At 61.0% G+C, this 25,054-nt stretch carries 24 protein-coding genes; 5 read left to right on the top strand and 19 right to left on the bottom strand.

The window, feature by feature from the left end:
• Window positions 1-16 precede the first annotated feature (16 nt).
• The 6 genes from KUV46_03670 to KUV46_03645 form a co-directional block, all read right to left on the bottom strand.
• Window positions 17-1,837 (bottom strand): hypothetical protein, encoded by a 1,821-nt coding sequence (locus tag KUV46_03670; GenBank protein ID QYJ01503.1) that lies wholly within the window; start codon window positions 1,835-1,837, stop codon window positions 17-19.
• On the bottom strand, window positions 1,834-3,306 hold the full coding sequence (locus KUV46_03665) for a response regulator (protein ID QYJ01502.1): 1,473 nt from the start codon (window positions 3,304-3,306) through the stop codon (window positions 1,834-1,836). Before KUV46_03665 ends, KUV46_03670 begins: the two co-directional genes overlap by 4 nt.
• Before the next feature lie 52 nt (window positions 3,307-3,358).
• Window positions 3,359-4,909 (bottom strand): YifB family Mg chelatase-like AAA ATPase, encoded by a 1,551-nt coding sequence (locus KUV46_03660; GenBank protein ID QYJ01501.1) that lies wholly within the window; start codon window positions 4,907-4,909, stop codon window positions 3,359-3,361.
• Window positions 4,910-4,995: 86 nt separating this feature from the next.
• Window positions 4,996-5,418 (bottom strand): hypothetical protein, encoded by a 423-nt coding sequence (locus tag KUV46_03655; GenBank protein QYJ01500.1) that lies wholly within the window; start codon window positions 5,416-5,418, stop codon window positions 4,996-4,998.
• A gap of 27 nt (window positions 5,419-5,445) precedes the next feature.
• A complete protein-coding gene (gene gshB / locus KUV46_03650; GenBank protein QYJ01499.1) occupies window positions 5,446-6,396 on the bottom strand; it encodes a glutathione synthase in 951 nt (316 codons plus the stop codon).
• A 157-nt stretch (window positions 6,397-6,553) separates the two neighbouring features.
• Window positions 6,554-7,060: a fasciclin domain-containing protein gene (locus KUV46_03645; GenBank protein QYJ01498.1), complete on the bottom strand. Its 507-nt coding sequence runs from the start codon at window positions 7,058-7,060 to the stop codon at window positions 6,554-6,556.
• Between the two features lie 258 nt (window positions 7,061-7,318).
• Here KUV46_03645 and KUV46_03640 point away from each other — a divergent pair, with 258 nt between their 5' ends.
• Window positions 7,319-8,128 carry an META domain-containing protein gene (locus tag KUV46_03640; protein ID QYJ01497.1) on the top strand — a complete coding sequence of 270 codons (810 nt, stop codon included), beginning with the start codon at window positions 7,319-7,321 and terminating at the stop codon, window positions 8,126-8,128.
• Window positions 8,129-8,141: 13 nt separating this feature from the next.
• On the opposite strand, the gene KUV46_03635 is transcribed toward KUV46_03640, so the two are convergent.
• The 3 genes from KUV46_03635 to rsmI are packed head-to-tail and all read right to left on the bottom strand — an operon-like array spanning window position 8,142 to window position 10,118.
• Window positions 8,142-8,777 carry a BON domain-containing protein gene (locus tag KUV46_03635; protein ID QYJ01496.1) on the bottom strand — a complete coding sequence of 212 codons (636 nt, stop codon included), beginning with the start codon at window positions 8,775-8,777 and terminating at the stop codon, window positions 8,142-8,144.
• Window positions 8,778-8,815: 38 nt separating this feature from the next.
• Window positions 8,816-9,202, bottom strand: coding sequence for a YraN family protein (locus KUV46_03630; protein QYJ01495.1), 387 nt, complete (start codon window positions 9,200-9,202; stop codon window positions 8,816-8,818).
• Complete coding sequence (gene rsmI / locus KUV46_03625) at window positions 9,195-10,118, bottom strand: 16S rRNA (cytidine(1402)-2'-O)-methyltransferase (protein QYJ01494.1); 924 nt, start codon at window positions 10,116-10,118, stop codon at window positions 9,195-9,197. Before rsmI ends, KUV46_03630 begins: the two co-directional genes overlap by 8 nt.
• On the opposite strand from rsmI, the gene KUV46_03620 reads away from it, so the two are divergent.
• Window positions 10,112-11,443: a penicillin-binding protein activator gene (locus tag KUV46_03620; GenBank protein ID QYJ01493.1), complete on the top strand. Its 1,332-nt coding sequence runs from the start codon at window positions 10,112-10,114 to the stop codon at window positions 11,441-11,443. The two genes, rsmI and KUV46_03620, sit on opposite strands and share 7 nt — an antisense overlap.
• Before the next feature lie 15 nt (window positions 11,444-11,458).
• Here KUV46_03620 and KUV46_03615 read toward each other — a convergent pair whose 3' ends face one another.
• Window positions 11,459-11,863: a DUF1232 domain-containing protein gene (locus tag KUV46_03615; GenBank protein QYJ01492.1), complete on the bottom strand. Its 405-nt coding sequence runs from the start codon at window positions 11,861-11,863 to the stop codon at window positions 11,459-11,461.
• 68 nt (window positions 11,864-11,931) lie between these two features.
• On the opposite strand from KUV46_03615, the gene KUV46_03610 reads away from it, so the two are divergent.
• Window positions 11,932-12,711 (top strand): SDR family NAD(P)-dependent oxidoreductase, encoded by a 780-nt coding sequence (locus tag KUV46_03610; protein QYJ01491.1) that lies wholly within the window; start codon window positions 11,932-11,934, stop codon window positions 12,709-12,711.
• Window positions 12,712-12,788: 77 nt separating this feature from the next.
• Here KUV46_03610 and KUV46_03605 read toward each other — a convergent pair whose 3' ends face one another.
• The 9 genes from KUV46_03605 to KUV46_03565 all read right to left on the bottom strand — a co-directional run bounded on the left by KUV46_03605 (window position 12,789) and on the right by KUV46_03565 (window position 23,366).
• Complete coding sequence (locus KUV46_03605) at window positions 12,789-13,346, bottom strand: hypothetical protein (GenBank protein QYJ01490.1); 558 nt, start codon at window positions 13,344-13,346, stop codon at window positions 12,789-12,791.
• Between the two features lie 105 nt (window positions 13,347-13,451).
• Window positions 13,452-13,970: a redoxin domain-containing protein gene (locus KUV46_03600; GenBank protein ID QYJ01489.1), complete on the bottom strand. Its 519-nt coding sequence runs from the start codon at window positions 13,968-13,970 to the stop codon at window positions 13,452-13,454.
• A gap of 138 nt (window positions 13,971-14,108) precedes the next feature.
• Window positions 14,109-15,545, bottom strand: a complete 1,437-nt coding sequence (locus KUV46_03595) for an aldehyde dehydrogenase family protein (protein ID QYJ01488.1) — start codon at window positions 15,543-15,545, stop codon at window positions 14,109-14,111.
• 108 nt (window positions 15,546-15,653) lie between these two features.
• Complete coding sequence (locus KUV46_03590) at window positions 15,654-16,796, bottom strand: DUF2891 domain-containing protein (GenBank protein QYJ01487.1); 1,143 nt, start codon at window positions 16,794-16,796, stop codon at window positions 15,654-15,656.
• Window positions 16,797-16,916: 120 nt separating this feature from the next.
• Window positions 16,917-17,951 carry a phytase gene (locus KUV46_03585; protein ID QYJ01486.1) on the bottom strand — a complete coding sequence of 345 codons (1,035 nt, stop codon included), beginning with the start codon at window positions 17,949-17,951 and terminating at the stop codon, window positions 16,917-16,919.
• Between the two features lie 94 nt (window positions 17,952-18,045).
• Window positions 18,046-20,883 (bottom strand): TonB-dependent receptor, encoded by a 2,838-nt coding sequence (locus tag KUV46_03580; protein ID QYJ01485.1) that lies wholly within the window; start codon window positions 20,881-20,883, stop codon window positions 18,046-18,048.
• A gap of 125 nt (window positions 20,884-21,008) precedes the next feature.
• Window positions 21,009-22,514: a DUF853 domain-containing protein gene (locus KUV46_03575; GenBank protein ID QYJ01484.1), complete on the bottom strand. Its 1,506-nt coding sequence runs from the start codon at window positions 22,512-22,514 to the stop codon at window positions 21,009-21,011.
• Window positions 22,515-22,612: 98 nt separating this feature from the next.
• Window positions 22,613-23,110, bottom strand: coding sequence for a hypothetical protein (locus KUV46_03570; protein QYJ01483.1), 498 nt, complete (start codon window positions 23,108-23,110; stop codon window positions 22,613-22,615).
• Between the two features lie 4 nt (window positions 23,111-23,114).
• The gene (locus KUV46_03565; protein QYJ01482.1) at window positions 23,115-23,366 is read right to left on the bottom strand and encodes a helix-turn-helix transcriptional regulator; all 252 of its coding nucleotides are present in this window, start codon (window positions 23,364-23,366) and stop codon (window positions 23,115-23,117) included.
• A 162-nt stretch (window positions 23,367-23,528) separates the two neighbouring features.
• Between KUV46_03565 and KUV46_03560 the strand changes: the two genes are divergently transcribed.
• Together KUV46_03560 and KUV46_03555 are read left to right on the top strand one after the other, a co-directional pair.
• Window positions 23,529-23,780, top strand: a complete 252-nt coding sequence (locus KUV46_03560; GenBank protein QYJ02339.1) for a YrhK family protein — start codon at window positions 23,529-23,531, stop codon at window positions 23,778-23,780.
• 7 nt (window positions 23,781-23,787) lie between these two features.
• Window positions 23,788-24,909, top strand: coding sequence for an AI-2E family transporter (locus KUV46_03555; GenBank protein QYJ01481.1), 1,122 nt, complete (start codon window positions 23,788-23,790; stop codon window positions 24,907-24,909).
• Window positions 24,910-25,054: the final 145 nt, after the last annotated feature.

Below are 25,054 nucleotides of genomic sequence, written 5' to 3'. Positions count from 1 at the left end.
GCTTAGGGCGCCGGGATCAGGCGCGTTCGGTGGAGTCCGATGAGCCGCCTGTGCCCGTATCGACACCCGGAGGCGGCGCACTCTGCAGGACGGCTTCCCGGTCTGGCTTCATCTTGTGCGCAAACCATGAGAGCAGGATCGCTGGCACGCCGAGCACGGCGGCAAAAAGGAAGAACTTCGAATAGCCCTCGACGGTCGCTGCCGCATCGACGCCGCCGCTGAAGGTCTGCACCATTACGCCGGACGTGCCCGCCACCAGTTTAGGCCCGAGCGAGTAGACCGAGCTGAAAATGGCGTACTGCGTCCCGGCAAAGGATTTGGCGACCATGGTCGACATGAAGGCGACGAACACGGTGCCGGCATAGCCGCCCGCAATATTGTCCGCTGTCACCGCGATGAAGAGCGGGACGAGACTGCTGGAGGGCTGGTTGACCAGCCAGGCAAAGGTGAGGTTTCCGAGCACCGAAACGATCGCGCCGATGATGAGCGAGGTGCGAAGCCCGAACTTCACGGCGGAGAAGCCCGCCAGCGCGACACCGACAAAAATGATCCACGGGCCATAGGTTCCGCTGACGATGCCGATGGCTTCAGCGTCATAGCCCATATGAGTGTAGGCGGGCTTTGCCATGATGCCCATGACGATGTCGCTGAGCCTGTAGGAGGACACGAAAAGCAGGATCAACAGGGCGATCCAGCCGTGACGCCAGAAGAAATCAAGGAAGGGCGCCATGGTGGGGTTGCGCAGCTGCGGTGCATCCGGCTTTAGGCGGCGGATGAAGGGGATGGCGATGGCGCAGGCGATAATCGGGGCCGCCGCAATATAGATGGCGGCCTGCGCGACGGTGCTGCGTTCCAGCTCAATGCCAAGCGCGCCGAATGCCGCTGGCAGGCCCGCGCCGAGTAGGGCAGCGATAACCGCCACCACGAGGAAAGCGCCAACGGCAAAGCCAATGCCGAGAAACAGGCTGCTGGCGGAAAACTCGACACCGTCAGGCGGGTTTTTCAGGGCGAGTGTCGCGGCGATGACAAAGCCGACAGCGGCAGCGGCGGCAACGAGATAGCAGAGCCACGAAATGCCAACCATCAGCGTGTGGCCGACCGTGCCATCTTCCAGAACGCCAGCGAATGAGCCGAAGGCGGAAGCGAAGCCGACCGTCAGAAGGATCAGGCCTGCGGCAGCGGCGGCATGTATGCCATAGCGCCGATCCCAGATGGCAAACACGAAGGCAGCAAGGCCCATGGTGGCGGCCATGACCCAATAGGCGACGGGGAAGCTGGCGACGCCGGCGATCACAAGCGCCACGCCGCCCGAGATCACCATGCCGACCTTGTAGCCATACTGGTAGGCGGCGGCGAGGGTCGCCTGTTCATCATCATTGGCAGCCGCTTCGATGCGCCAGGCGTCGATACCTATGTCCTGCGTCGCGGAGCTGAAAGCGATCAGGAATGAGAAGAGCGCTGTCACAGCGAGGCTCGACGTCGGATTGGAAAAGCCGAGGCCGACCATGGAGAGCGCGATGCCGATTTGTGCGACAAAGATCCAGGCGCGGCGGCGGCCGAACAGCTTGGCAAGGCCGGGCGGGTCGAACCGGTCGACGAGCGGCGCCCAGACAAACTTGAAGGAATAGGCGAGGCCAAACCAGGAGAAGAAACCGATCAGGGCTTCTTCAATGCCGCTCTCTTTCAGCCAGACCGAGAGCGTCGAGAAGTAGAGGAGGAATGGCAGGCCAGCGGTGAAGCCCAGCACCAGCATCATCGCCATCTTTGGCTGTGCGAACTGCTTCAGCGTTTCGCCGACAGTGCGGTTGCCCGCAGTCGGTAGGGCGGTGTTGCTCATGCGGCCCCTTGCCGGCGTGCGGTCCAGTCAGTGGCGAGACGGCGGAGGGCTTCTGCATCGAGCGGTTTGGCGGCGACGCCATCGGCGCCGCATTTGCGCGCCCGGCGCTCGATTTCAGGGTTAATTTCAGCAGAGATCGCAATGATCGGCATGGTCTGTCCGGCCTCTCTCAGGGCTTTCATTGCTTCATAGCCGTCCATGATCGGCATGCGCAAATCCATAAATACCAGGGCAGGCGCAATTGTTTCGGCAACGTCGACGGCTTCGCGCCCGGTCGAGGCGACTGTGACGCTGAAACCGGCCGATTCCAAGGCACGTCGTGCAATGAGCGCGTTGACCGGATTGTCGTCCGCGATGAGGACGCGGCCATCGGCGGATGCGGCAAGCTCTTCCTCACCCCCCTTGCCGCCTTTTGAAACCAGCAGGATACGTTCGACGAGGGAGGAGTCGCGAAGCGGGCGCACAAGCCAACCCGTAACGCCCATCTTGTGGAAACGGCTGAGAAGGCCGCGGTCTGCTGGACGTACGACGACGAGGACAGGCGCGAATGCGGTCAGCGCTTTCAGGCTGCGTTCGGGCAGTTCTGCGGCGGCAATGATGAGTGTGGGCTTGGCGCGGCGGGCTTCATCGGCTGAATGCACAAGTGAGACGCGCGCCTCGTGTTCATCCAGCGCGCCCCATGCAGAGAGCGAGGTTGCAGGCGGAAGGCCTGCAAAGGCGATATGGATGCCGGCAAGCTTGTCTGAGCGGATCGTGTCTGCGTCTTCGATGATATCGGCGGGCGCTTCGGCGCGAAAACAGGTGCCGTCGCCCGGCGCGCTTTGCAGGGCGATCGAGCCGCCCATCGCCTCACTGAGGCGTTTTACGATGGCAAGACCTAGGCCCACACCGCCATCCTTGCGCGCATCGTCGGCAGAGGTTTGCCGGAAAGCATCAAAAAGTCGGGTCTGGTCTGCCGCCGCGATGCCGGGTCCGGTGTCGCGGACATTGAAGATCAGCTTGCCGTTCCGGTAGTCCATATCGACCAGGACGCCGCCGCTCTCGGTGAATTTGAGCGCATTTCCGACGAGATTGAACAGGATCTGGCGGAGCTTGCCTGCGTCAGCCTTCATGCGTGCGGGCACACCCGGGCGGCAGAGAACGCCAAGGTCGAGGCCTGCTGCATGGGCGCGCGGGGAAAGAAGCTCTGTGACTTCACGGGCGAGATCGCGCACGCAAAAGACTTCTGGCTCAAGCTCCGGCGCGGCCGTATCGAGGCGGGCATAGTCGAGAATGTTGTTAAGCAGATCGAGCAGACGGGAGCCGGATGCGCGGATCGCTTCGGCATATTCTTTCTGGGCCGGGTCGAGCTCTGTTTCCAGAAGCAGCGAGACCGTGCCGAGAATGCCGTTCAGGGGCGTGCGGATCTCGTGGCTGGTCGTTGCCAGAAAGGCCTGCTCGGCCGACGGGGCGTCATTCTTCTCTGTCATGGCGCCAAGTTCTACTGCCAAAGATTGAGCAATGACTTAACTGGCAGGGCGCCTAGTGGGCGAGCGAGCGGGCATTGTTGACCGTCTCGCCCTCGGGCGGACGGCGGCGATAGGACAGCGCTTCAGCCACATGGACGCGCCTCACCCCGCCTGCGCCATCCAAGTCTGCAATCGTGCGCGCGACTTTCAGGACCCGGTGATAGGCACGCGCCGACAGAACAAGCTTGGCCGCCGCATCCGCGAGCAGTGCGCTGGCCGCCTCATCCGGTGAGGCGATGTCTGTCAGGCTGCGGGTTGGGGCGTCGGCATTGATCGGGCGGCGGCCATCGCTTGCACCCAGTCTCTCGAACCGGTCGGTCTGGATGTCGCGTGCCTGCTGTACGCGGGCAGAGGCTTCAGCCGTACCTTCGGTCGGGGCGGGCAGGGTCAGGTCAATCGCGGTCACAGGCGGGGTGTCGAAGAACAGGTCGATCCGGTCAAAGAACGGTCCAGATATACGGGACTGGTACTGGCGTGCGCAGGCAGGTCCGCGCCTGCAAGCGCCGTCACCCGGCCCACCGCCGCAGCGGCAGGGGTTCATGGCCGCAACAAGCTGGAAGCGGGCCGGGTATTTCACATGGCGGTTGGCGCGTGAGATCACCACGGCGCCATCCTCCAGAGGCTGGCGAAGGCTATCGAGAACCTGGGCTGGAAACTCCGGTAATTCATCAAGGAAGAGGACGCCGTGATGGGCGAGAGAGACCTCGCCCGGCCTTGCCTTGATACCGCCGCCGACAAGGGCCGCCATGGAGGCCGAATGGTGCGGCGCGCGGAAAGGGCGCTGACGCGAAAGCTTGCCGCGCTCCAGCATGCCGGCAACCGACTGGATCTGCGAGACTTCAAGAAGCTCCGTCGCCGATAGCGGCGGCAGCAGACCGGGCAGGCGTTGTGCCAGCATGGATTTTCCTGATCCGGGTGGTCCGCAGAACAGCAGATTGTGGCCCCCGGCGGCGGCAATCTCCAGCACGCGCTTTGCGCCATCCTGCCCTTTTACGTCAGATAAGTCCGGTACGGCCTGCGGCGGCGCGAGCTCTCCTGCGACAGGCGCGGGAAGGCTGACCCGGCCCGCGAAATGATTGATCATGGCAATGAGGCTCGGCACGGCGAGCGTCCCCTCACCGGCCCATGCAGCCTCCGGGCCGCAAACTTCCGGGCAGATGAGCCGCAGATCCATCGCCTGTGCGGCCATGGCGGCTGGAAGGACGCCTAATGTGGGCCCCAGCGCACCATCCAGCGATAGCTCTCCGATCGCGGCATGCCCATCCAGCGCATCGTGCGCGATGACGCCCATGGCCGCCAGCATGGCGAGCGCGATAGCAAGATCATAATGGCTGCCTTCCTTGGGAAGGTCAGCGGGCGCAAGATTGACGGTGATCCGCTTGGGCGGCGTGGCAAGACCTATGGCGGAAAAAGCTGCGCGCACGCGCTCCTTGCTCTCGCCAACGGCCTTGTCCGGCAGGCCAACGATGGTGAAAAACGGATTGCCAGAACTGATCTGGACCTGAACGTCGACAGGCTTGGCCTCGATACCCTCGAAGGCAAAAGTCGTGACGCGGCAGACCATGGCAATATCCTTTCATTGTCCGGCCTAGCATGAGGCACAGAACAAAGAAAGAACAATATCGCCCGAAGGTTTAAATTAGAGAAGGCCTAGTCGAGACGGATGATGTCGTCATCATCCTCGGTGTTGACCTCACGCGGCTCCGTCCGGCTGCGGTTGGCAATATCCGTCGCTGGATTATTGAGGCCGGGAACAGCCACCTCCGGAACATCCGCCAGAGTGCTCGAAGCAGAGCCAGCCGGCATCGGGATGTCGTTGGTGGGCGCAGGCGCATCAGGCGTGCGCAGATTGAAGCCGCCTGATGTCTGCGGCTGCGGCGGCGACGCTGTTCCACCACCCGGCATGCGCAGATTGAAGCGCGAGCGGCTGGACGTGTTTGCGGCAGGCGTCTCAACGGCTGCTGGCGCGGTCGTCTCAGCGGAGACATTTTCCGGTTCAGCAGGCACCTGCTCTGAACAGGCAGTCCCTGCCAGAGCAATGGCGAGGCCTGCGGCGAGCGAGAGAGCTTTCATATTCATTCCTCCAGAGTGTGCGCGACCTCAGGATTTGGCAACTCTATCTTGCACACAATCCCAGAAAATGGCGGCCGCATTGATACCAGAAAAGCGTTTCAGCTCCTGTATGCCGGTCGGCGAGGTCACATTTACTTCGGTGAGCTTGTCGCCGATCACATCTATACCGACAAAGAGCTGGTCGCGCCGGCGCAGTTCGGGGCCGATGATATCACAGATGCGGCGATCAATGTCGGAAAGCTCTGTCGGTTCTGCCGTGCCGCCAACATGCATGTTGGAGCGGGTCTCGCCCTTTTTCGGGCGGCGGTTGATCGCGCCGACCGCCTCACCGTTCACGAGGATGACGCGCTTGTCGCCATTGCTGACAGCCGGCAGGAAAGCCTGCGCGATCAGCGGTTCGCGGGTGCGCTCGAGGAACATTTCCATCAGGGAGGAGAAGTTGCTGTCATCTTCCTTCATCCGGAAGACGCCCGCGCCGCCATTGCCGTAGAGCGGCTTGATGATGATGTCGCGGTGGCGCTGGCGGAAAGCCTCAATCGCCTTCAGGTCGCGTGAGATAAGCGTGTCAGGGATGATTTCCGGGAAGAGGAGCGGGAAGAGCTTTTCCGGGCCCGAGCGGACAAATTCCGGATCGTTCAGCACCAGCGTCTGGCCCTTGAGAAGCTCAAGCAGGTGGCAGGCGGTGATGTACGACATATCGAAGGGCGGGTCCTGACGCATCAGAACGACATCGATGTCGCTCGCAAGGTCGAGCACGGTCTCATCGCCAAAGACGCCCGGCGTCTTTTTCACGCGCTGGACCGTTGCCGGACGCGCGCGCGCCAGCAGCCTGCCGGTGTCAAAGCTCAGATGCTGCGGGCCATAGACAAACAGCTTGTGGCCACGTGCCTGCGCTTCCTCAGCCAGGGCGAAAGTGGTGTCGGCGTTGATATTGACCTCTTCCAGCGGGTCCATCTGGATCGCGATCCGCAAGCTCATGGCGCCTTGCCCTCCATCAAATCTCTTCTGACTGGCTATATGAAGATGATTGCCTGCTTTGATAAGCGCCTAGCGGGCATTGCTTTGGCGGCAGGCATAAAAAGCGCCCCCTCCATGAAGGAGAGGGCGCTTTCGCAATCCCTGGGAGGAAGGGGATTTATTCTGGCAGGATGACGCCGTCGATGGCGTGGATCACACCGTTCGAGGTGTAGACGTCTGCCATGATGACTTCTGCGCCGCCGACCGTGATCGTGCCGCCGGTGTTGACGACTTCAATGGTTTCGCCGCCAAGTGTTTCGACTTCGGTCGTGCCTTCAGCGATGTCCTTGGACTTGATCTTGCCGGCAACGACGTGGAGCTTCAGGATTGCCTGAAGCTGTTCGATATTCTCGTCCATCAGCAGGGTCTCGACCGTGCCGTCAGGCAGGGCTGCGAACGCGTCATTGGTCGGTGCGAAGACCGTGAACGGGCCATCACCTTGAAGGGCTTCGACCAGACCGGCTTCAGACACTGCGGTCACGAGGGTCGAGAAGTCTTCCTTGGAGGATGCCGTCTCGACGATGTCCTTCTTGTCGGACATTTCCGAGTGATGGTCAGCGAAGGCAACGCCAGCGCCGCCAACAAAGAGAGCAGTGGCTGCGACGGATGCAAAGATCTTTTTCATGGGAGGTCTCCTTTGTGTGTGGAGCCATAGTTACGCGCCGGAAGACCTAGCGGTTCATTAAAAATTATATATTTTTCAATGTCTTAATTTAGGTAAAACCGGCCCTGTCCCATGAATACGGCATTGAGGTTTCTATGGATCACTCAACCGTGAATTCATGGCCTCGTAGCGCGATCCCCTACCGGGTCAGCGGGTGCAAGCTTGATGAAGGGCCCCGCCTGGCGATAAAGATCAGCAACGCCAGACGAAAGGTTTCCCATGGATAGAATGTCGATTGCGGTTTGCGGCCTGGTCCTGCTGACAGCGTGTGCGCAGACCAATCTGGCAGATCCTGCGCCCGCACCCGTGCCCACAGGCGAGGTCGCGGCACCGGAAGCAGAAATGACCGTACAGGAAAAAAGCGTCTTCGGCTCGCTGACCTACCGCCAGCGGATCGCCCTGCCTCAGGACGCGGTCGCAAACCTTTCGGTGATGCGCGTCGAGGCAACTGGCGACGAGACGCTCGCCGAACAGAGCTTTGCGCTCAACGGCCGCCAGGTGCCCATCCCGTTCGAGATCACAGTCTCAGACCAAGGCGAGCCTGGAGGTAGTGAAAGCCTCAGCTTTACCGCCACCGTTCTCGATAATGCAGGCGAGCTTCTCTGGCAGACCGAAGACGCACTCAGCTTCGTTGCCGATGCGGCGCGCAATGACCTTGGCATGGTCATGCTGTCGCCAGCCGGGCGCGATGAGGTGACCCTGTCTGATGTTGCCGGTCGCGACTGGATGATTGCGCGCCTCAATGGAGAGCCGGTGATGACATCCGCGCCGATCGTTCTGCGCTTTGATGAGAAGGGTCAGATCAGCGGCAATGCCTCCTGCAATGCCTACACGGCAAGCGGCACGATTGAGGACAGCATCCTGACCATCGGGCCGATTGCCCTGACGCGCAAAGCCTGCATGCCCAAAGTCATGGAGCAGGAAGCCTTCTTCCTCGACCTGATGGAGAATGTCTCACAGATGCAGATCGACGAGACCGGCCTTCTCACCATGACGTCGGACTGGGGCGAGACGCTGACGGCCCGCTAGGCTGCCCCGCGATCTAATAGACGTTCCCGCCAAGCAGTTCGTCGTCAGGTGCGCGCGTGACGGCGCCTGCCCGGCGCGGAGTTTCGCGCACGCGCACATAAGAGACGACCCGGTTCACACCACCGACGAGGCTTGCTTTCTCTGCGGCGGCCTCAAGCTCTGCGTCAGAGCGGGCGATGCCCATCAGGTAGACGACGCCGTTATACGTCTCGACATTGAAATTGACGCTCTTGATGTTCCGGGCAGCAATGAGCGAAGAGCGTACCCGCGCCGTGATGATCTCATCTGACGCATTGGCGAAAAAGCCGCCGGGCGCTTCGATCTGGATCTCATTTGCGACATCTGTCACACGGGTCGAGCTCCAGGCGATATCCTCGGCCTTTACGCGCATCTCCGGGCTGGAGACGCGGCCGGAGAGCAGGGCGAGCCCGTTGGACACCTCGACATCCACTTCGCCATAACCGCCCTCGCTGAGCAGCTTTGCCTTGATCTCATTCGAGGCAGATGCGTCGTCGACCGCTTCGCCGACCGTGCGGTCCTGAACGGCGGCGACACCTACCGCGCCTGCGGTACCAACCGCGGCGGCAACGCAGCCGCCTAGCGCAAACGTGCTCAGAAGGAGCGGGGCCATGAGACGTGTGATAGCCATGTGAGCCTCTTCGGTTCTTACTCTAGTCTGTAACCGCCCTAGCGTCCGCTTGGGGCGAAATCTGGGCGCCACTGGTCAGCCAGGTGCACGGGCCTGCGGCGCGGCTGGATCACCATCAGGTCAAAGCGCCAGCTGAGCGCGCGAAGGTCAGGCCGGCGCGCCGTCCAGCTGTCAGCTGCGCGATTGATGCGTTTCCAGGAAGAAGCAGTGACCGCATTCGCGGCGGTTGTGAAGTCAGCGCGTGCCTTCACCTCGACGATGGCGAGGACGCCGCCCTTGCGGGCAATAAGGTCGATTTCACCAACAGGCAGGCGCACGCGCTTCGCAAGAATGCGATAGCCCTTCAGGCGAAGCCACAGGGCCGCAAGCGTTTCGGCGCGGCGCCCGCGCGTTTCTGCTGCCTGGCGCCGTCCCTTCCTAGCCATTCTTGAGCTGCAGTGCGCGCTGGTAGAGGTCGCGCTTCGAAAGCCCGAAGACATCGGCCACCTCATTCGCGGCCGCCTTCATAGGCAGGCGCTGCATGGCGTCCAGAAGCGCGGCATCGATATCGCCTGCCTCAGCCGCCTGCACCTCTGGCGGGCCGATCAGAACAACGATCTCACCCTTCGGTGCGCCATTGGTTTCATAGTGAGCCGCCAGCTCTTCCAGCGTGCCGCTGCGCACTTCCTCGAACAGCTTGGTCAGCTCACGAGCGACAACGCAGTCGCGCCGCGGTCCAAGCGTTTCTGCAAGGTCAGCCAGCGACGCGGCCAGCCGTGAACCACCTTCATAGAAGATGAGGGTCGACGGCACCGCTTTCAGCTCTTCTGCGGCGCGCTTGCGCGGGCCCGTCTTTGGCGGAAGGAAGCCGCAGAACATAAAGCGGTCGCTGGCGAGGCCGGAAGCGACAAGACCAGCGAGCATGGCAGAGGCACCCGGTACGGGAACGATCCGCACACCGGCTTCCCGTGCTTCATGCACCAGCTTCCAGCCCGGATCAGACACAAGCGGCGTGCCAGCATCCGAGACAAGCGCCAGGCGAGCGCCGTCTGCGAGGCGCTCGATCAGGCCGGGGCGGCGCTCGGCCCCATTATGGTCATGATAGGGGCTCAGTTTCGCGTGAATGCCATGGGCATCAAGCAGCTTGCGGGCAACGCGCGTATCCTCTGCGAGGATTTCATCCACAGCGGCGAGCGTGTCCAAAGCGCGAAGTGTAATATCTCTGAGGTTGCCGATTGGCGTCGACACAATGTAGAGCCCGGGATCAAGACGCGTGACTTCATGTTGCGCGGGCCTCGGCCCGGCACTAGTCTCGCCAGACCTCTGGTCGCTCGATCGAGAAGAAGGAAAACTTGATGACATCTGGTCTACCATCGCGCTTTGCGCGTCTTGCGCCAAGCCTTGTGCTGGCAAGTTTTCTGCTGGTGACAGCCTGCGCGACCGGTCCGACGCGTCCGCCTGCCCCGATCGAGACCGGGCAAAGCCGCGGCGACCGCGGAAATGACCGCACAGATCGCGCTGACCAGGGCGTCGAGGAAGAAGGTCTCGACGGCCTCCACGACGATGAAGGCATCACACCAGCCGACAATGTGCCTGAAGCCGAGAAGGGCTACTTCACGCCGGACTTCATGGGCGACCGCGACCTGTTCCGCATCGGTGTGCTTCTCCCATTCTCGCATCCCAATTCCGGCGTGCGCGCCGAAGCCGAAGGCATGCTGGCCGGTATAGAAATGGCGATCTTCGACCATGCAGGCGAGAATATGCTGGTCCTTCCGAAAGACACGGCCGGCTCGCAAAGCCAGGCCATCGCCATGGCGCAGGAAGTGCTGGATGAAGGTGCAGATGTCATCCTCGGTCCTCTCTTTGGCACCAATATCGAGGCGCTCAACCGTGAGGGTCTGGGCTCCGAAACACAAATCATCGGTTTCTCGAATGACAGCAGCGTCGCGGGCGGAAACACCTGGCTTGCCTCCATCACGCCTGAGCAGGAAGTGGCCGCACTGGTCAGCTATGCCGTGTCGCAGGGCTATCGGCAGTTTGCCTATTTCGGGCCACAGAGCGACCTCGGCCAGCGTATCGAAACCGCCCTCCAGCGCGAAGCGAGCCGTATTGGCGGCCGCGTTGCCGCGAGTGGCTTCTATCCTGAAAGCACGCAGTCCCCGGACTCCGAGGCGCGCTATATCGCGAATGCAGTGAACAACGCGCAGGAGAGCGGCGGCAAGGTCGCCATCCTCATCCCGGAGCGGGGCACCCAGCTTCGCCGCGTCGGCCCGCTCCTCAGCTATTATGGCATGAGCCGTAATGTGCAGATGATGGGACTGTCCGGTTGGGACGATCAGTCGATCTGGCGTGAGCCGTCGCTGCGGGGCGGGTGGTTCGTTGCGCCATCGCGTGATGACGTTCAGGCCTTCAATACGAAGTTCCAGCGCATCTATGGAACGGGCCCAAGCTCGCTCGCCTCCACCGCCTATGACGCGGCCGCCCTCGTCAGCCAGCTCGGCGCAGACGGCGAAGTCACGCGCGAAGAGATTTCATCGCGGGATGGATATCTTGGCGTGAATGGTGTCTTCCGGTTTGACCGCTCCGGCACGACTGAGCGCCGCCTCTCGATCTATGAGGTTGCAGGCTCGCAGGGCGCCGTTGAGATCAACAAGGCTGCACAGACCTTTGACCCGGGCACCAGCTAGACGGCTGCGCCGCGCCTAGGCCTCGTCATTTTCAGGTTCCGGAAGGTCGAGCAGCCTGCGGGCAGCCCGGCGGTGACGTTCGCGCACCTGCGCCCCGACAATCGACAGCGCCGTTGCCAGCACCGTCGCATCGTCTGCAAAGCCGAAGCCTACGACAAAGTCCGGCACCCAGTCGGTTGGCAGCACGAAATAACCAAGTGCAGCGAACAAGACCGCCTTGGCCTTGCGCGGTGTCAAAGGATCGACTGCCGCGTAATACGCAGCCGCCAGATCATCGGCAAAGGGGACGCGTCCAGCGACCCGCAAAAGCTTCGGCATGAAGCCTTTCCGGGTGCGCCTGCGGTCGCGTTCAAGCGATAGCGGCAGGGCGCGTGGCCCGTCCTCTCCGTTCTCGATCACAATTTCCGTTGGGTGACGCATTGGCACAGCCTTTCTTGCCTCTATAGATCGCTCGCATCAGCCGAACGTTCAAGGGAGACCTATCAGACATGAAACTCAGCTCAGACATCAGCGCGGTTATCACAGGCGGCGCATCGGGCCTCGGCGCGGCCACTGCAAGACAACTCGCCTCGCACGGCGTGAAGGTCGCTCTGTTCGACCTCAACGAGGAAAAGGGCGAAGCCCTCGCCAAGGAACTCGGCGGCGTTTTCTGCAAGGTGAACGTCACCGATGAAGCGTCTGTCGACGCAGGCTTCAAGAAGTCGCGCGAAGCCATCGGCCAGGAGCGTATCCTCGTGAACTGCGCCGGCACGGGCAACGCGATCAAGACCGCAAGCCGTGACAAGAATAGCGGCGAGATCAGCCACTTCCCGCTCGACAAGTTCGACCTCATTATCCAGATCAACCTCGTCGGCACCTTCCGCTGCATCGCGAAGTCTGCCGCTGGCATGATGACGCTGGACCCGATCGACGGTGAGCGCGGCGCGATCGTCAACACTGCTTCGGTTGCAGCTGAGGACGGCCAGATCGGTCAGGCAGCTTATTCCGCTTCCAAAGGCGGCGTTGTCGGCATGACGCTTCCAATCGCACGCGACCTGTCGCGCGAACTGATCCGCGTCAACACGATCCTGCCGGGCATCTTCAACACCCCGCTGCTGCAGGGCGCCCCGGAGAACGTCAAGCAGGCGCTCGGTGCGCAGGTGCCGAACCCGGCCCGCCTCGGCAACCCGGAAGAGTACGCATCGCTCGCAGAGCAGATGATCACCAACGCCTACTTCAACGGCGAAGATGTCCGCCTCGACGGCGCCATCCGGATGGCACCGCGCTAGGCGCCTGCCTCTCGCTCACAGAAAAGCCCGCCTGACTAAGGCGGGCTTTTTTTGTGGCGAAATATCAGATCAGCCGCCTAACGCGGTTGCGGCCGCATGATCGTACCTGACAGGTTCGCCAGCACATCCTGAGCATCAAAATAAGCCGGGTCATCCGGCGATGGTCCGCGGCCCATCATGATTTCTGCGGACGCCTCAAACCTGGTCACTTCACGGTAGTCAGGTGCGCGCGAGAAAAACGGATCGTGCGCGCCTGCGCCGCGCCAGTGATAGGGGTAGTAGGCAACGGCGCGGCCACGCGGCCCGTAAAAGCGATAATACGGGCTGAAATGGCTGTAGGAGCCACCGACAGGCACGAAGCTGCGGTCAGCATCCGTTGTGCGGCGGACCATGCGGAAATTGTCATAGCCCGTCTGCACCGTCAGCTCTGCCGCGCGGTAGAGAAGATAGGTCTCCACCGTCTGGCGGTCGGTCAGGCTGTTGCCCGAGAAATTCACCACCCAGCGGTTCTGTTCGATCTGCTGTTCGGTGTAACCGCGGTCCGATGGTGTCGCCGCCTGATAAGGCGTTGCTGTGGCGCAGGCACCAAGCAGCGCGAGCGATGCGAGGGCCGGGATGAGATATGTCTTGGTCATGGCTTTGAACCCTGAACTGTTCCTATCAGAACTATATCGGGTGAAGCTGAATGCCATACAACCGCGCGATCAAACTGCTGTGATTGCTGCAGGCCCTTCATGATCCTAGCGGGTGCCGCGGGGCGGGTAGTCCTTCCTCTCGACGAACTCGATCGTGTCGATGACATCATCGAGCGCGGGGCGGGCAAACGGGACCGATTGCACCCAGCCCATATGATAGTCGGTGCCCTTGAAGACCAGCATGGCGGGTTCGGCGAAGACGTCAGGCTCATCCTCATTGATGGCGCTGGAGGTGAACAGGCCGAACTTCTCGATGAAGTCCTCGCCAATCTCATAGGCGATGGGCAGCTGGTCCAGCTTCCATTCCTTGTGCGCTTTGTCTGCGCGCGACTTTTCTTCCATCGTCGCAGCGACAACGCTGATGCCCTTGCCGGCGATATCCTTCAGCTTGCCCGTCAGCTCTGTCAGCTGCTTCTTGCAGAGCGGGCAATGCAGGCCGCGATAGACGACGATCATCCGCCACGGATGGGCCTTGTCGTCCTGCTCGCTCAGCGTCCAGTTCGTGCCGTTGATGAGGTTGAGGGAAAGGGGGCCTGCGTCCTGGCCGGGCTTGATCTGCGTCATGTGCGCTCCTGTCTGTTCGATACCAGAAGCCAACAGACGAAGCCTGTCAGCGTTCCGTTTGGGACAGCGCCGCGCGACAAAAAGCCCGCGGGTTTGACGCCGCGGGCTTTCATGATTTCTAGCCAAGAAAGGCCGATTTTAGGCTGGCGCGTTGCCAAAGACCGTTTTCACTTCGAGGAATTCCTCAAAGCCATAATCGCCCCACTCACGGCCGATACCCGACTGCTTGTAGCCGCCGAATGCGCCGGTCGCGAAGTCAGGACCTGCGCCATTGATGTGGACGTTACCTGCACGGATCTGGTTGCCGACCTTGCGGGCATGGTTGAGGTCCGACGACTGCACATAGGACGACAGGCCGTAGACGGTGTCGTTTGCAATGCGGATCGCGTCTTCCTCGGTCTCGTAAGGCAGGATGCAGAGAACCGGGCCGAAGATTTCTTCGCGGGCAATCGTCATGTCATTGGTGACGTTCGCAAAGACAGTCGGCTTGGTGAAGTAGCCCTTGTTGAAGCCTTCCGGACGGCCGGTACCACCGGTGACGAGGGTTGCGCCTTCGTCGATGCCCTTCTGGATCAGGTCCTGCACCTTGTTCCACTGGTTGCCATTGGCGATCGGGCCCATCGCACCGCGAGGAGCTTCGTCACCTGCGCCAACCTTGACCTGCTCCGCGGTGGCCTTGGCAATCGCGATCGCCTCTTCCTGCTGGTCCTTCTGGACGAGCATGCGCGACGGCGCATTACAGGACTGGCCGGTATTGGTCATCATCTGCATGACGCCGCCAGCGACAGCCTTTTTCAGGTCCGCATCCGGCAGGACGATGTTCGGGGACTTGCCGCCGAGTTCCAGCGCGACGCGCTTGACGGTCGGGGCAGCGGCCTGACTGACGAGAACGCCTGCGCGGGTCGAACCGGTGAAGCTCATCATGTCGATGCCAGGGTGCTGGGACATGTAGGCACCAACGCCTGGGCCATCGCCATTGACGAGGTTGAAGACGCCCGGTGGCACGCCTGCGTCATGGAAGATTTCTGCAACAATCATCGCGTCGAGCGGTGCGATTTCAGAAGGCTTAAGCACCATGGTGCAACCCGTTGCGATTGCAGGCGCAACCTTACAGGCGATCTGGTTTTGCGGCCAGTTCCATGGGGTGATGAAACCGCAGACGCCGATTGGCTCCTTGCGGATCAGGGTCGCGCCGCGCTCTTCTTCCCACTGATATTCGCGCAGGATTTTCGCGGCGGTCATGTAGTGACCCATGCCGGCTGGCACCTGGGCGGCACTCGCGAGCCACATTGGCGCGCCCATCTCGTCAGAGATCGCCTTTGCCATGTCGCTGGCGCGTTCCTGGATGCCCGCGGCGATCTTTTCCAGAAGTTCTGCGCGGAATTCGACAGAGGTCTGCGAGAAGGATTCGAATGCGGCTTTCGCGGCAGCGACGGCCTTGTCCACATCGGCTTCTGAGCCGAGCGAGATGCGGGCAAACGGCTCTTCTGTGGCCGGGTTCTCAACCTCGAGGGTGCGCGGCGTTTCCGGGTCGACCCATTCGCCATTGATATAGAATTTGAGATAGTCCTGCATGGTCCCGTTCCTCTCACTTGGTTCTTGTCTGTTGCCACGTATCTAAGCGCCGCGGCGCGTAATTAAAAGCGCTATCGCCCCGTCACCCTTGTGAATTCGAGTTTAGTGTCAGTCGGCGCTGCCAGCCCCGGTCAGGCCCCGGCGCGTTTCCAGATAGGTCGCAAAGCTCGCCAGCCAGTGGCTGCCTGAATAGTGCTCATCTGAAACGGCGACGATGCCGGCTTCCTTGTGAACCTCGGCGGCGGCCAGCAGACCAGCACGTCTCGGGTCATCTGCTGGCAGGCCAGCCGCCATGCCCTCAAGCGCCCATGCCCGCGACAGGTTTACCCCGTCCAGATGCACCAGCTTGCCATCGGACGGGTCCAGCACGATGCCAGGCGCGAGCCAGTCTGCGCTGCCGTCCTCGGGCAGGTCTGGCAGGAAGCCTGAAAGCCAGGCGGCAAATTCCTGCGGCTCCAGAATGCGGCGCATCAGGTCAGCTTCCATGAGGCACGGCGACAGGAAATCCTCACCTGACGGCTCATAGCCGATGGGGCAGTTGACATCTTCCAGATGGAAGCTGCTGATCTTGTCGGTCAGTGCCTCTTCCAGCGCGTCGTCGCCAACGGTGCGGGCGTAATCCAGCATCAGGCCAAAGGCGAAAGCGGTCTGGTTATGCGTGCCAAGCCGGATCGGGTAGGAGAGCTTCGGAAGCCAGTCCATCATATTGGCGACGATCTCGGCTTCGAGCGGGCGCAGCGTCTCGCGCCATTCAGCAAGCTGCGGGTCGTCGCTCTCTTCCAGCTCTGCGATCAGCTGCAGGAACCACGCAATGCCGTAGGGCCGCTCGAATGAGGCCCGGTCCGCACCCTGATAATAGGCAAGCTCACCTTCGATGTTTTCTGGCGTAAAGCTCTGCGCCAGCTTGGTGCGGATTTCGTCTTTGAGCGTGCTGTCCGGGGCGGTGTTCAGCGTGCGCACCAGAAGCCAGTGGCCATGCACCGACGAGTGCCAGTCAAAGCAGCCATAGAAGGCGGGCGTCAGTTCGCGCGGCGTGCGGGCATCTTCGTCCGACTGCATGACGTGACTGATCTTGTTCGGGTATTCGCGGTGCACGCAGTCCAGCGCAAGACGTGCAAACCGGTCGGACAGGGACAGCGTGGCATCTGTGGTCTCGCTCATGCCGGTCTCGCTCTCTTCAGGCATGGCGTGGGCGGGCAGGGCGCATAGCGCCGCAGCGGCGAGAAATGTCTTGAAAGAAGCATTGAGCACGACGTCGCATATCCTCCTGCTGGCATATCCTTAACGCTAGTCGCGGGCCGGAGGCGGCGCAAGAAAAAGGGCCGGCCTTACGGCCAGCCCTTTCAAGTTCAGCATGCGCAGGCCGCGCAATCAGTCGGTCAGGCCGAGAGCGGCTTCGACGTCAGCCCAGTCTGCGATCTTGAAGTTCTGGTCGACCTCTGGCGTCGGATTCGCATCGTCCTGAACGATGACGATCCCGCGCGGATAGCCGGGCAGGGCGGTCGAGGAGACATGCAGGCCGTCGGTGTGGCTGACCGCATCGACGCTGCCATCCTCGCTGGCGGTGACCGTGAAGATGCCGCGTACCGCATGCGGAGCCGCGCGGTCATAGACGACGAACCGATCAGCGGCCTGCGCCGAAGCGACGAGATAGCCTTCCGTGCCCTCTCCAACCCACAGCGAGAGCCCTTCGACGTCAGCGACGAGGCCATTGCCGGCCTCGATCGTATCGACGATCTCAGGTGTGCTTTCTGGCTGGCGCAGGTCCAGCTTCCAGATGCCGTGCTCTTCCTCACCGATGAAGGCGATACCTGCAGCATCATCGACCACGCAGCCTTCAAGCTGCAGCTGGCCGAACTGGCCAACCTGTAAGCTCCGCTGGAGCGTGACGCCAGCATCCGTGCTCTCCCAGATCTGGATGGAGCCATCCTTGTAGGTCGGGATGATCAGCACCGTGTCGTCCACCTCGCCCATACAGATGCCGTAAGGCTCTGCCTTGCCAGTCTGCACATCGCCGGTGTGAGAAACCTCGCCGGTGTCGGCATTGATGCTGAACATGGTGATGGTGTTGAACTCATCATTCGATGCGGCGGCCACATTGCCGCGAACATCGACATTGTTGACCTGACCGACATCGAGGAACTGAAGCTCAGCGCCCGAAAGGTCATAGACGTGCAGGCCCTCATCCTTGTTCGTGCCGAGGATCAGGCTTTTCGAAACGTCAGATGGATGAACCCACAGCGCCGGGTCGTCGGCGCGGTCGCCCATGCCGGTCATCGGGTCGGTTTCAAAGGCGGCGGCAATGGGCTGGGCCACGATGCCGTCGTCGACCCAGACATCATCGGTTGCGCAGGCAGCAAGCGTCGCAGCAGCTGCGCCGGCGAGCAGAAGGATACGGAAAGTCATGTGGGAAATTCTCCTGAAGGGTACCGGTTGAAATAGCGGCGGGCCGGAGGCGCGTTTTGCGCTCCGGCCCGCCTTCTGGCCAGTGTGCCAGTGACTAGTAGGTCAGGCGGGCGCCGAAGACGACTGTCGTGCCGAACTCGTCATATTGCGAGAGGCGGCGCTCGTCGCCGAAATAATAGTATTCCGGCTCATCGGTGAGGTTCTTGCCTTCCAGATAGATCTGGAGGTTGTCGTTCACGTCATACTTGGCGGAAGCCTCGACCAGAAGACGGTCATCGGTCGTGCGGTCCAGATTGGCATCGACCAGCTCGTCCAGATAATCACCGCGATAGTTCGCCGAGACGCGAAGGTCCCAAGGGCCGCGGTCATAGCCGAGCGCGACGTTCCAGATCATGTCCGACTGCTTGAGAAAGCGTACATCGCGGCCATCCGGCAGCGTCGCATCGCTCTCGGTCAGCGTCAGGTTTGCCGAAACGAGGAAGCCCTGAAGCGCACCTGCGAGGTCGCCAAGGTCCTGCACATAGTTGAGCTCGAGGCCGTAGATTTCGCTCGAGCCGACATTGATGAAGGTCGAGACCTCACCGATCTCGCCAGCATCCGTATCGTCGCCATTGAGGTACTCAGCCGGGATGGCAGAGAGGTCCACATTGCCGGGCACGTCGCCAATATCGAAGGTCGCCGGGAAGATTGCGTTCGAGATGTCCTTGTAGAAAACGCCCGCAGAAAGAACCGACAGCTGGGTCGGGTAGAACTCGATCCCCAGATCAAAGTTGTTCGCTTCGAGCGCGTCGAGGTTTGGATTGCCAATCTCTGCTTCGTCGCGGTCATCATTGATGAACACGAACGGCGCCATCTCACCGAAGGCCGGACGGACCACGGCGGCATAATAGGCCGCGCGCCCGATCAGCCGGTCATTGAATTCATACTTCGCGTTCACGCTCGGCAGGACGTTGGTATAGTCATTGCTGAAGTTCGTGACGGATGCGGTGAGGTCATCTTCCAGCACGACACGGCCGCGAAGGTCGATATTCGACTGCTCGATACGCACGCCCGGCACCAGCGTCAGGGCGCCAAGGTTGAACGTCCCCATGACATAGCCAGCATAGATCTGCTCATCGATCTCATAGTCTTCGCCATTGGAGTCGAAGAAGCTGCCTTCCTCGTCGAGGTCACCCGGGCCGAAGGCACCGCGAAGCGAGCGGGTGAGGGCCGGATCCGGCCAGGTCGGCTGCTGATTGCCGAGACGCCAATTGTCGATGAAGCTGTCGCGGGCATAGTCGGCGAGGTTGATCGAGCTGTCCTCGTAAATGAGGATGTTCACATCGCGGATCTTTTCGCGGTCACGAACCTTGAGGCCCGCTTTCCAGGTGACAGGCGTGTCGCCGATCAGGCTGTCGCGGGAGACGTTGAACTGGCCCGCAAACTCGGTGTCCTCATTGACCGTGAACTCACGCTCATAGGAATCGAGATTGTAGTTCGCCGGGTCATAGATCGCGTCGAGGATGGCCGCGCCGGACCAGACGGGGCGCTCTGGCTTGAAGAAGTCGATGGTCGCGTTCTCCGGCACATCGTCCTGAATGTCTTCATAGCGGAAGGTCGCGTCGTGATTGTCGCTGTCGTCTTCCTCGGCATAGGCGTAGGACAGCTCATAATCGGCTTCCCAGTCGCCCCAGATGGACTGGCCGCCAAGCGCGACCGTCTGGATCTGGCGAACCTCACGGCGCACGCGGACTTCTGCGCCCATCTCATTGAGCGGCAGCGATGCGGTGAAACGGGTGATTTGCGAGCCGTCAGCGACGACGTCGTCACCATTGGCGTCTTCGTCAGCGACATCGTCCAGATCACGGAACTGGAGGACGTTGCGAACTTCATCGTCTTCGTAATTGTTGAACAGGGTACGCAGGTAGAGGTCGGTCGTTTCATTGAGGCGCCAGTCGAAATTGGCGACGATGCCCATGCGCTCACGGTTGAGGCCGTACCAGCGATGCTCATAGCCGTCATTGAGATAGTAGTCGCCATTGGCGAGCTGGGCCCACTCATCGGCCTCATTGTTATGTGTCTCGATACGCAGGTCCTGATAGTTCAGCGAGATTGCAACGCCGAGCTGGTCACCGAACACGTCTGAATAGGTCAGCGTGGCTTTCGGCGAGAGCTCCTGCGAAATCTCATTATACGCGCCTTCCAGCTTGGCGCGAATAAAGCGGCCATCGCGGTCGAAGGCAGAAATGGTGGTAAGGTTGATGACACCGCCAAGGCTGTCTGCATCGACATCAGGGGTCAGCGACTTCTGGACTTCGATCCCGTCGAGCAGGTCAGATGGCACACCGTCCAGAAGCACGCCGCGGCGGTCTTCTGGTGACGGGGTCCGCACGCCGTTGATCGAGGCAGAGATGAGGTCGGTATTGATGCCGCGGATGGAGACATAGCGGCCTTCGCCCTGGTCGGTCTCGATAGAGAGGCCAGGCACGCGGGCCAGCGAGTCAGCGACCGTCGTGTCAGGGAAGTTACCAAGACCATCGGAGTCGATCACATTGATGATCGCATTCGAGGCGCGCTGCTGGTTGATCGCGCCGGCCTGCGCAGCCGCAGAGCCAACCACGAGCACGTTGTCGAGATAGCGCACGTCACCGCCAAGCTGGATGTCGACCTGTGTGTCGTCGACGACATTGATCGTCTCGGTGACTGGCGCCGCGCCGATATAGCTGACCGAAAGCGTGTACTCACCGGCTGGGATGTTGGTGAAGCGGTAGTCGCCATAGCGATCCGTCGTGGTGGAGCGGTCGAGCCCCTCGATGCGCACGATGGCGCCTTCGAGCGGCGCTTCGCCGGTCGCGTCGGTCACCTGACCGCGCACGATGTCTGCTGCTGCGATCTGCGCGATGCCTGCGCTGACCAGAGCGGTCGTAATAAGCTTGCTGTAGCGGAATTTCATGTAAAAGCACCCCTCTTGAACAAGAGTGGGCGGTTAGCATTCGTCCGCGTCAGTATGGCGACGATTTCGTATCAGATTGGTAACGCTATGAAGACGCTTATGTGACGGGCAGGCTGGTTGTTACTTCAGCGCCTTTTCATGCCGCCTAGAATGCCGCGCAGGACATAGCGTGCAACGTCTCTCGCTATGGTGCGGGTCGCCGTCTTCATCGCTGCTTCGCCAACCGATTGGCGGCGCGAAGAGCGCCTGCGCGTCTTCTTCTTTTCAAGCTCACGCTTCGCCTTTTCTTCCTGCTCGGCAAGACGCTCTGCCTGCCGCGCGGCGGCTTCTTCCTTGGCGCTCAGTATCTCATAGGCGGACTCGCGATCAGCCGGCTTGTCATACTGGCGGGCCACAGGGCTCGCCGACATGATGCCTGCGCGTTCTTCATCCGTGATGGGACCAAGCTGCGAGGAAGGCGGGCGGATCAGCGTGCGCTGGACCACGCCTGGGGTCGATTTCGCATCCAGCGTCGAGACGAGCGCTTCGCCAGTTCCGAGCGCGGTGATGACTTCTTCTGTGTCGAAGGCGGGGTTCGGTCGGAAGCTTTCTGCGGCGGCGCGCACACCTTTTCTCTCGGTCGGTGTGTAGGCGCGCAGGGCATGCTGGATACGGTTGCCAAGCTGGGCGAGCACACTGTCTGGCAGGTCGCGCGGGTTCTGCGTCACGAAATAGATGCCGACGCCCTTGGATCGGATGAGGCGGACGACCTGCTCGATCTTCTCAACCAGCGCCTTTGGCGCATCCTTGAAGAGGAGGTGGGCCTCATCAAAGAAGAAGACGAGCTTCGGCTTGTCCGGGTCGCCCACTTCGGGAAGCTGCTCGAACAGCTCAGACAGGAGCCAGAGCAGGAAGGTTGAATAGAGCTTCGGCGAATTGATGAGGCGCGTTGCGTCCAGCACGTTCACGATGCCGCGCCCGTCATCTGCGTTGCGCATGATATGGGAGAGGTCGAGGGCGGGCTCTCCAAAGAACAGCTCCGCGCCCTCACGCTCCAGCCGAAGCAGGTTGCGCTGGATGGCGCTCAGCGAGGCTGTCGCGACATTGCCATAGCGAAGCGAGACCTCTTCGCGCACTTCCTTGTCCCCAAGATGGATGAGCAGCTTCTGAAGGTCTTTGAGGTCCAGCAGAAGCAGGCCCTCATCATCGGCATATTCAAACGCGACGGTCAGGACACCTTCCTGCGTCTCGCTAAGGTCCATGAGGCGAGACAATAGCGTCGGGCCCATCTCCGCGATCGTGGAGCGGACGGCATGGCCCTTCTCGGCGAAGACGTCCCAGAAGACGGCTGGCACATCGTGATAGCTATAGTCCTCGAAGCCGATCTTGGAGGCGCGGGAGGAGAAGGCCTCGTGCAGCTTGAAGGTCTCGCTGCCAGACTTGGCGATGCCAGACAGGTCACCCTTCACATCGGCGCAGAAGACGGGCACGCCTTCACTGGAAAACCCTTCAGCCATGATCTGCAGGGTGACGGTCTTGCCCGTACCGGTCGCGCCAGCCACGATACCGTGGCGGTTCGCCTGCTTCAGCAGAAGGCGCTGGGCCTCATTCTGATTTTCGCCGCCGCCACCAATATAGATGCTGTCGCCCATGGCCTGAAATCCCCTTCCACTGCTTTGGGGAAGCTAGACGCAAATGCGCTGCCCGCAAAGTTGTGCAGGCAGCGCAGTTTTCGGAAATTCGATTGGGTCTAGTCCACGTCCTCATCCGGCGCGCGGACCGTCCAGGCGATCCACACGGTCGGCAAGAGCGTGGCGTAGAGAAAGGCGCCCCAGAAGATCGCGTTCCAGTGATCAAATGTGGAGGGCGTCCAGAGCCATCCAAGCTTGGCCTGAGCGTCTGACACGATTCCAAGATAGACGACGAAGATGAGGGCAATTGCCGTGAAGCCGTGATAGGCGGCGCTATAGGCGCGGCGGCGAACGTCCATCTCAAACTCGTCGAGTTTGACCTTTTCTTCACCCGTAATCCGCTGGATCCAGCTTGGGGCGATCATGGCAAAGCCGATAAGGGCAACAAGGATGAGTCCGAAGCCGGCGACCTCTATGGCAACCCGGTCATTGGCATTCAGCATCAGGATGCAGCCTGCCGGGTAGGCGATAAGGGGCAGGGTGGCGAGAATTCTCGTCAAAGTCTGCGACATGGCACGCCCGGGCAGGGCATCTTTTGAAGACCGGAAATAGATCATGAGTTCAGCCTCCTTGCTGAAGTTTGACCAGTTGCTCTGAAAGTGTGGGGAAAGGCCGGCGCGAGAAAATCATCTCCACCGGTAGTTCGAAGAAGTCTGCCAGCTTCAGGGCGAGCTCCAGGCTGGGGTTGTAATCCCCCCGCTCCAGATAGCCGATCGTCTGGTAATTCACCTCAATGGCGTCCGCCAGGGCCTTACGGGACAAGCCCTTTTCAGCTCTCAGCATCCCAATTCGGTTGTGTATCTTATCGCTCATATATGTCTTATAACCCAGAATGTTGTATATGCACAACAAAAATATGTAAGTTGGGTATCGGCGCATATTCAGGGCGCTGGAGCGATTGGGCGCCGAATGCTTTCTTTGACGAGAGACGAACGAAAGGAGGATTGCCCAATGAGCCAACAGTCGCGCCAATGGATGAATTTCGACACCGAGAAGCATGGTGAGGTCTATGGAAACTATCAGAAGCTCTATGACGGCGTAGATGCGGCCGCGGCTGTCGCTTTCGTGGTTGGCTCTGCCCTGTTCTTCAGTGAGGCCACACAGACCGCAGCGACATGGCTTTTTCTGATCGGCTCGGTCTTTTTTGCGATCAGGCCTTGCGTCCATCTCGCGCGTGATTTCCACATGGCCAGATTACCGCAAAGCGGCGAAGCACAGGGAAAGTAAGACAGAAATGAGCATGCGATCGGGCATCGTCGCCCTCTGGATCATTGCGATCGGCGTCATCATTGCGCTGCTTTATCTTTCGCGCGCCATCCTGGCGCCCTTCGCCCTGGCAGTGTTTCTCTTCCTCGTCATGGAGGGGTTCACACGCCTCATCCGTGAACGCGTCAGCTTCATGTCAGAGAATGCCAGCCGGGCCGTTTCCATACTCGGCACGCTGATCGGCTTTGGCATATTCATCGGCCTGCTCGCGCAAGGCATCTCCCAGTTCAGCGACCAGGCAGGTGAGTATGAGGAGAAGATCAACACGCTGATTGGCGATGTCTATCAGACCGTGAATATGGGGCAGGCGCCGACCCTTACCGAAATCCTTTTCGATGAGCGTGGCCAGCGCTTCTTTGCAACGATTGCGGGCGCGATGGGCGACCTGTCCGGCGACCTCGTAATCATTCTCATCTATGTCGCCTTCCTGTTTCTCGCCCAAAGCGCGTGGTCGCCGAAACTAGACAGGATCTTCAAGGAGGATGAGACGCGCGCGCAAGTTCGAAAGGTCGGCCATGCGGCGCGCCGCGGGATCGAAACCTATCTGTGGACGCAGACGGTTATCTCCGCGATGATTACGGTGCTCACCTATATCACGCTCGTCGCGCTCGGCGTTGAAAACGCGATCTTCCTGTCAGGTCTCATCTTCGTCCTGAACTATATCCCGACCATCGGCTCCATTGTCGCGGCATTCGTGCCCATGCTGTTCGCGCTCGTCCAGCCGGAGGTACCGGTATGGATCCCGGGCGGCGCGCAGGATGGCTATGTCTTCGCGGCCATCGTTTTTGCCGCCGTCAGTTTCTGGCAATTCATGATCGGCAATTTCGTACAGCCCCGCATCATGGGCGAGTCGCTCAATATCTCGGCGCTGGTCGTGCTTCTGTCGCTCGCTATCTGGGGCGCGATCTGGGGCATTCCGGGCATGTTCCTGTCTGCGCCGCTGACCGTTCTCATCATGATCCTGTGCGCCCAGTCAGAGACGACGCGGTGGATTTCAGTCCTCCTGTCGGCCGATGGTGATCCGGGAGGCACACTGACCGGAAAACCCGATAGTCTCGCGCAGAATTCTGCAGAGACGACTGCCAACTAGCCTTGGCAGATATCAACGGTACTCACATATAACGCGTGTGCCAGATCACGGGCACAACCCCATAGCCCGTGCAAGATAATCGGGCCTCCGCGTGCGTCCCCCCACCCAGCCTGCGGAGCTGCCCGTAGGGCTCGCCGGACACGTC

The organism is Thalassovita mediterranea (genome assembly GCA_019448215.1).
In the GTDB taxonomy this organism is placed as follows: domain Bacteria; phylum Pseudomonadota; class Alphaproteobacteria; order Caulobacterales; family Hyphomonadaceae; genus Henriciella.
Note: the sequence above shows the minus strand (reverse complement) of the source record. Positions and strands in the feature narration are given on the sequence as shown.

Excerpts from the sequence above, each read along its gene's own strand:
- rsmI (QYJ01494.1), bottom strand. The coding sequence starts at position 10,118 with ATGTCATCAAGTTTTCCTTCTTCTCGATCGAGCGACCAGAGGTCTGGC.
- KUV46_03645 (QYJ01498.1), bottom strand. The coding sequence starts at position 7,060 with ATGAAAAAGATCTTTGCATCCGTCGCAGCCACTGCTCTCTTTGTTGGC.
- gshB (QYJ01499.1), bottom strand. The coding sequence starts at position 6,396 with ATGAGCTTGCGGATCGCGATCCAGATGGACCCGCTGGAAGAGGTCAAT.
- KUV46_03620 (QYJ01493.1), top strand. The coding sequence starts at position 10,112 with ATGACATCTGGTCTACCATCGCGCTTTGCGCGTCTTGCGCCAAGCCTT.
- KUV46_03595 (QYJ01488.1), bottom strand. The coding sequence starts at position 15,545 with ATGCAGGACTATCTCAAATTCTATATCAATGGCGAATGGGTCGACCCG.
- KUV46_03555 (QYJ01481.1), top strand. The coding sequence starts at position 23,788 with ATGAGCATGCGATCGGGCATCGTCGCCCTCTGGATCATTGCGATCGGC.
- KUV46_03600 (QYJ01489.1), bottom strand. The coding sequence starts at position 13,970 with ATGACGCAGATCAAGCCCGGCCAGGACGCAGGCCCCCTTTCCCTCAAC.
- KUV46_03610 (QYJ01491.1), top strand. The coding sequence starts at position 11,932 with ATGAAACTCAGCTCAGACATCAGCGCGGTTATCACAGGCGGCGCATCG.
- KUV46_03635 (QYJ01496.1), bottom strand. The coding sequence starts at position 8,777 with ATGGCTATCACACGTCTCATGGCCCCGCTCCTTCTGAGCACGTTTGCG.
- KUV46_03560 (QYJ02339.1), top strand. The coding sequence starts at position 23,529 with ATGAATTTCGACACCGAGAAGCATGGTGAGGTCTATGGAAACTATCAG.
- KUV46_03615 (QYJ01492.1), bottom strand. The coding sequence starts at position 11,863 with ATGCGTCACCCAACGGAAATTGTGATCGAGAACGGAGAGGACGGGCCA.
- KUV46_03660 (QYJ01501.1), bottom strand. The coding sequence starts at position 4,909 with ATGGTCTGCCGCGTCACGACTTTTGCCTTCGAGGGTATCGAGGCCAAG.
- KUV46_03665 (QYJ01502.1), bottom strand. The coding sequence starts at position 3,306 with ATGACAGAGAAGAATGACGCCCCGTCGGCCGAGCAGGCCTTTCTGGCA.
- KUV46_03640 (QYJ01497.1), top strand. The coding sequence starts at position 7,319 with ATGGATAGAATGTCGATTGCGGTTTGCGGCCTGGTCCTGCTGACAGCG.
- KUV46_03605 (QYJ01490.1), bottom strand. The coding sequence starts at position 13,346 with ATGACCAAGACATATCTCATCCCGGCCCTCGCATCGCTCGCGCTGCTT.
- KUV46_03670 (QYJ01503.1), bottom strand. The coding sequence starts at position 1,837 with ATGAGCAACACCGCCCTACCGACTGCGGGCAACCGCACTGTCGGCGAA.
- KUV46_03565 (QYJ01482.1), bottom strand. The coding sequence starts at position 23,366 with ATGAGCGATAAGATACACAACCGAATTGGGATGCTGAGAGCTGAAAAG.
- KUV46_03580 (QYJ01485.1), bottom strand. The coding sequence starts at position 20,883 with ATGAAATTCCGCTACAGCAAGCTTATTACGACCGCTCTGGTCAGCGCA.
- KUV46_03575 (QYJ01484.1), bottom strand. The coding sequence starts at position 22,514 with ATGGGCGACAGCATCTATATTGGTGGCGGCGGCGAAAATCAGAATGAG.
- KUV46_03585 (QYJ01486.1), bottom strand. The coding sequence starts at position 17,951 with ATGACTTTCCGTATCCTTCTGCTCGCCGGCGCAGCTGCTGCGACGCTT.
- KUV46_03570 (QYJ01483.1), bottom strand. The coding sequence starts at position 23,110 with ATGATCTATTTCCGGTCTTCAAAAGATGCCCTGCCCGGGCGTGCCATG.
- KUV46_03630 (QYJ01495.1), bottom strand. The coding sequence starts at position 9,202 with ATGGCTAGGAAGGGACGGCGCCAGGCAGCAGAAACGCGCGGGCGCCGC.
- KUV46_03655 (QYJ01500.1), bottom strand. The coding sequence starts at position 5,418 with ATGAAAGCTCTCTCGCTCGCCGCAGGCCTCGCCATTGCTCTGGCAGGG.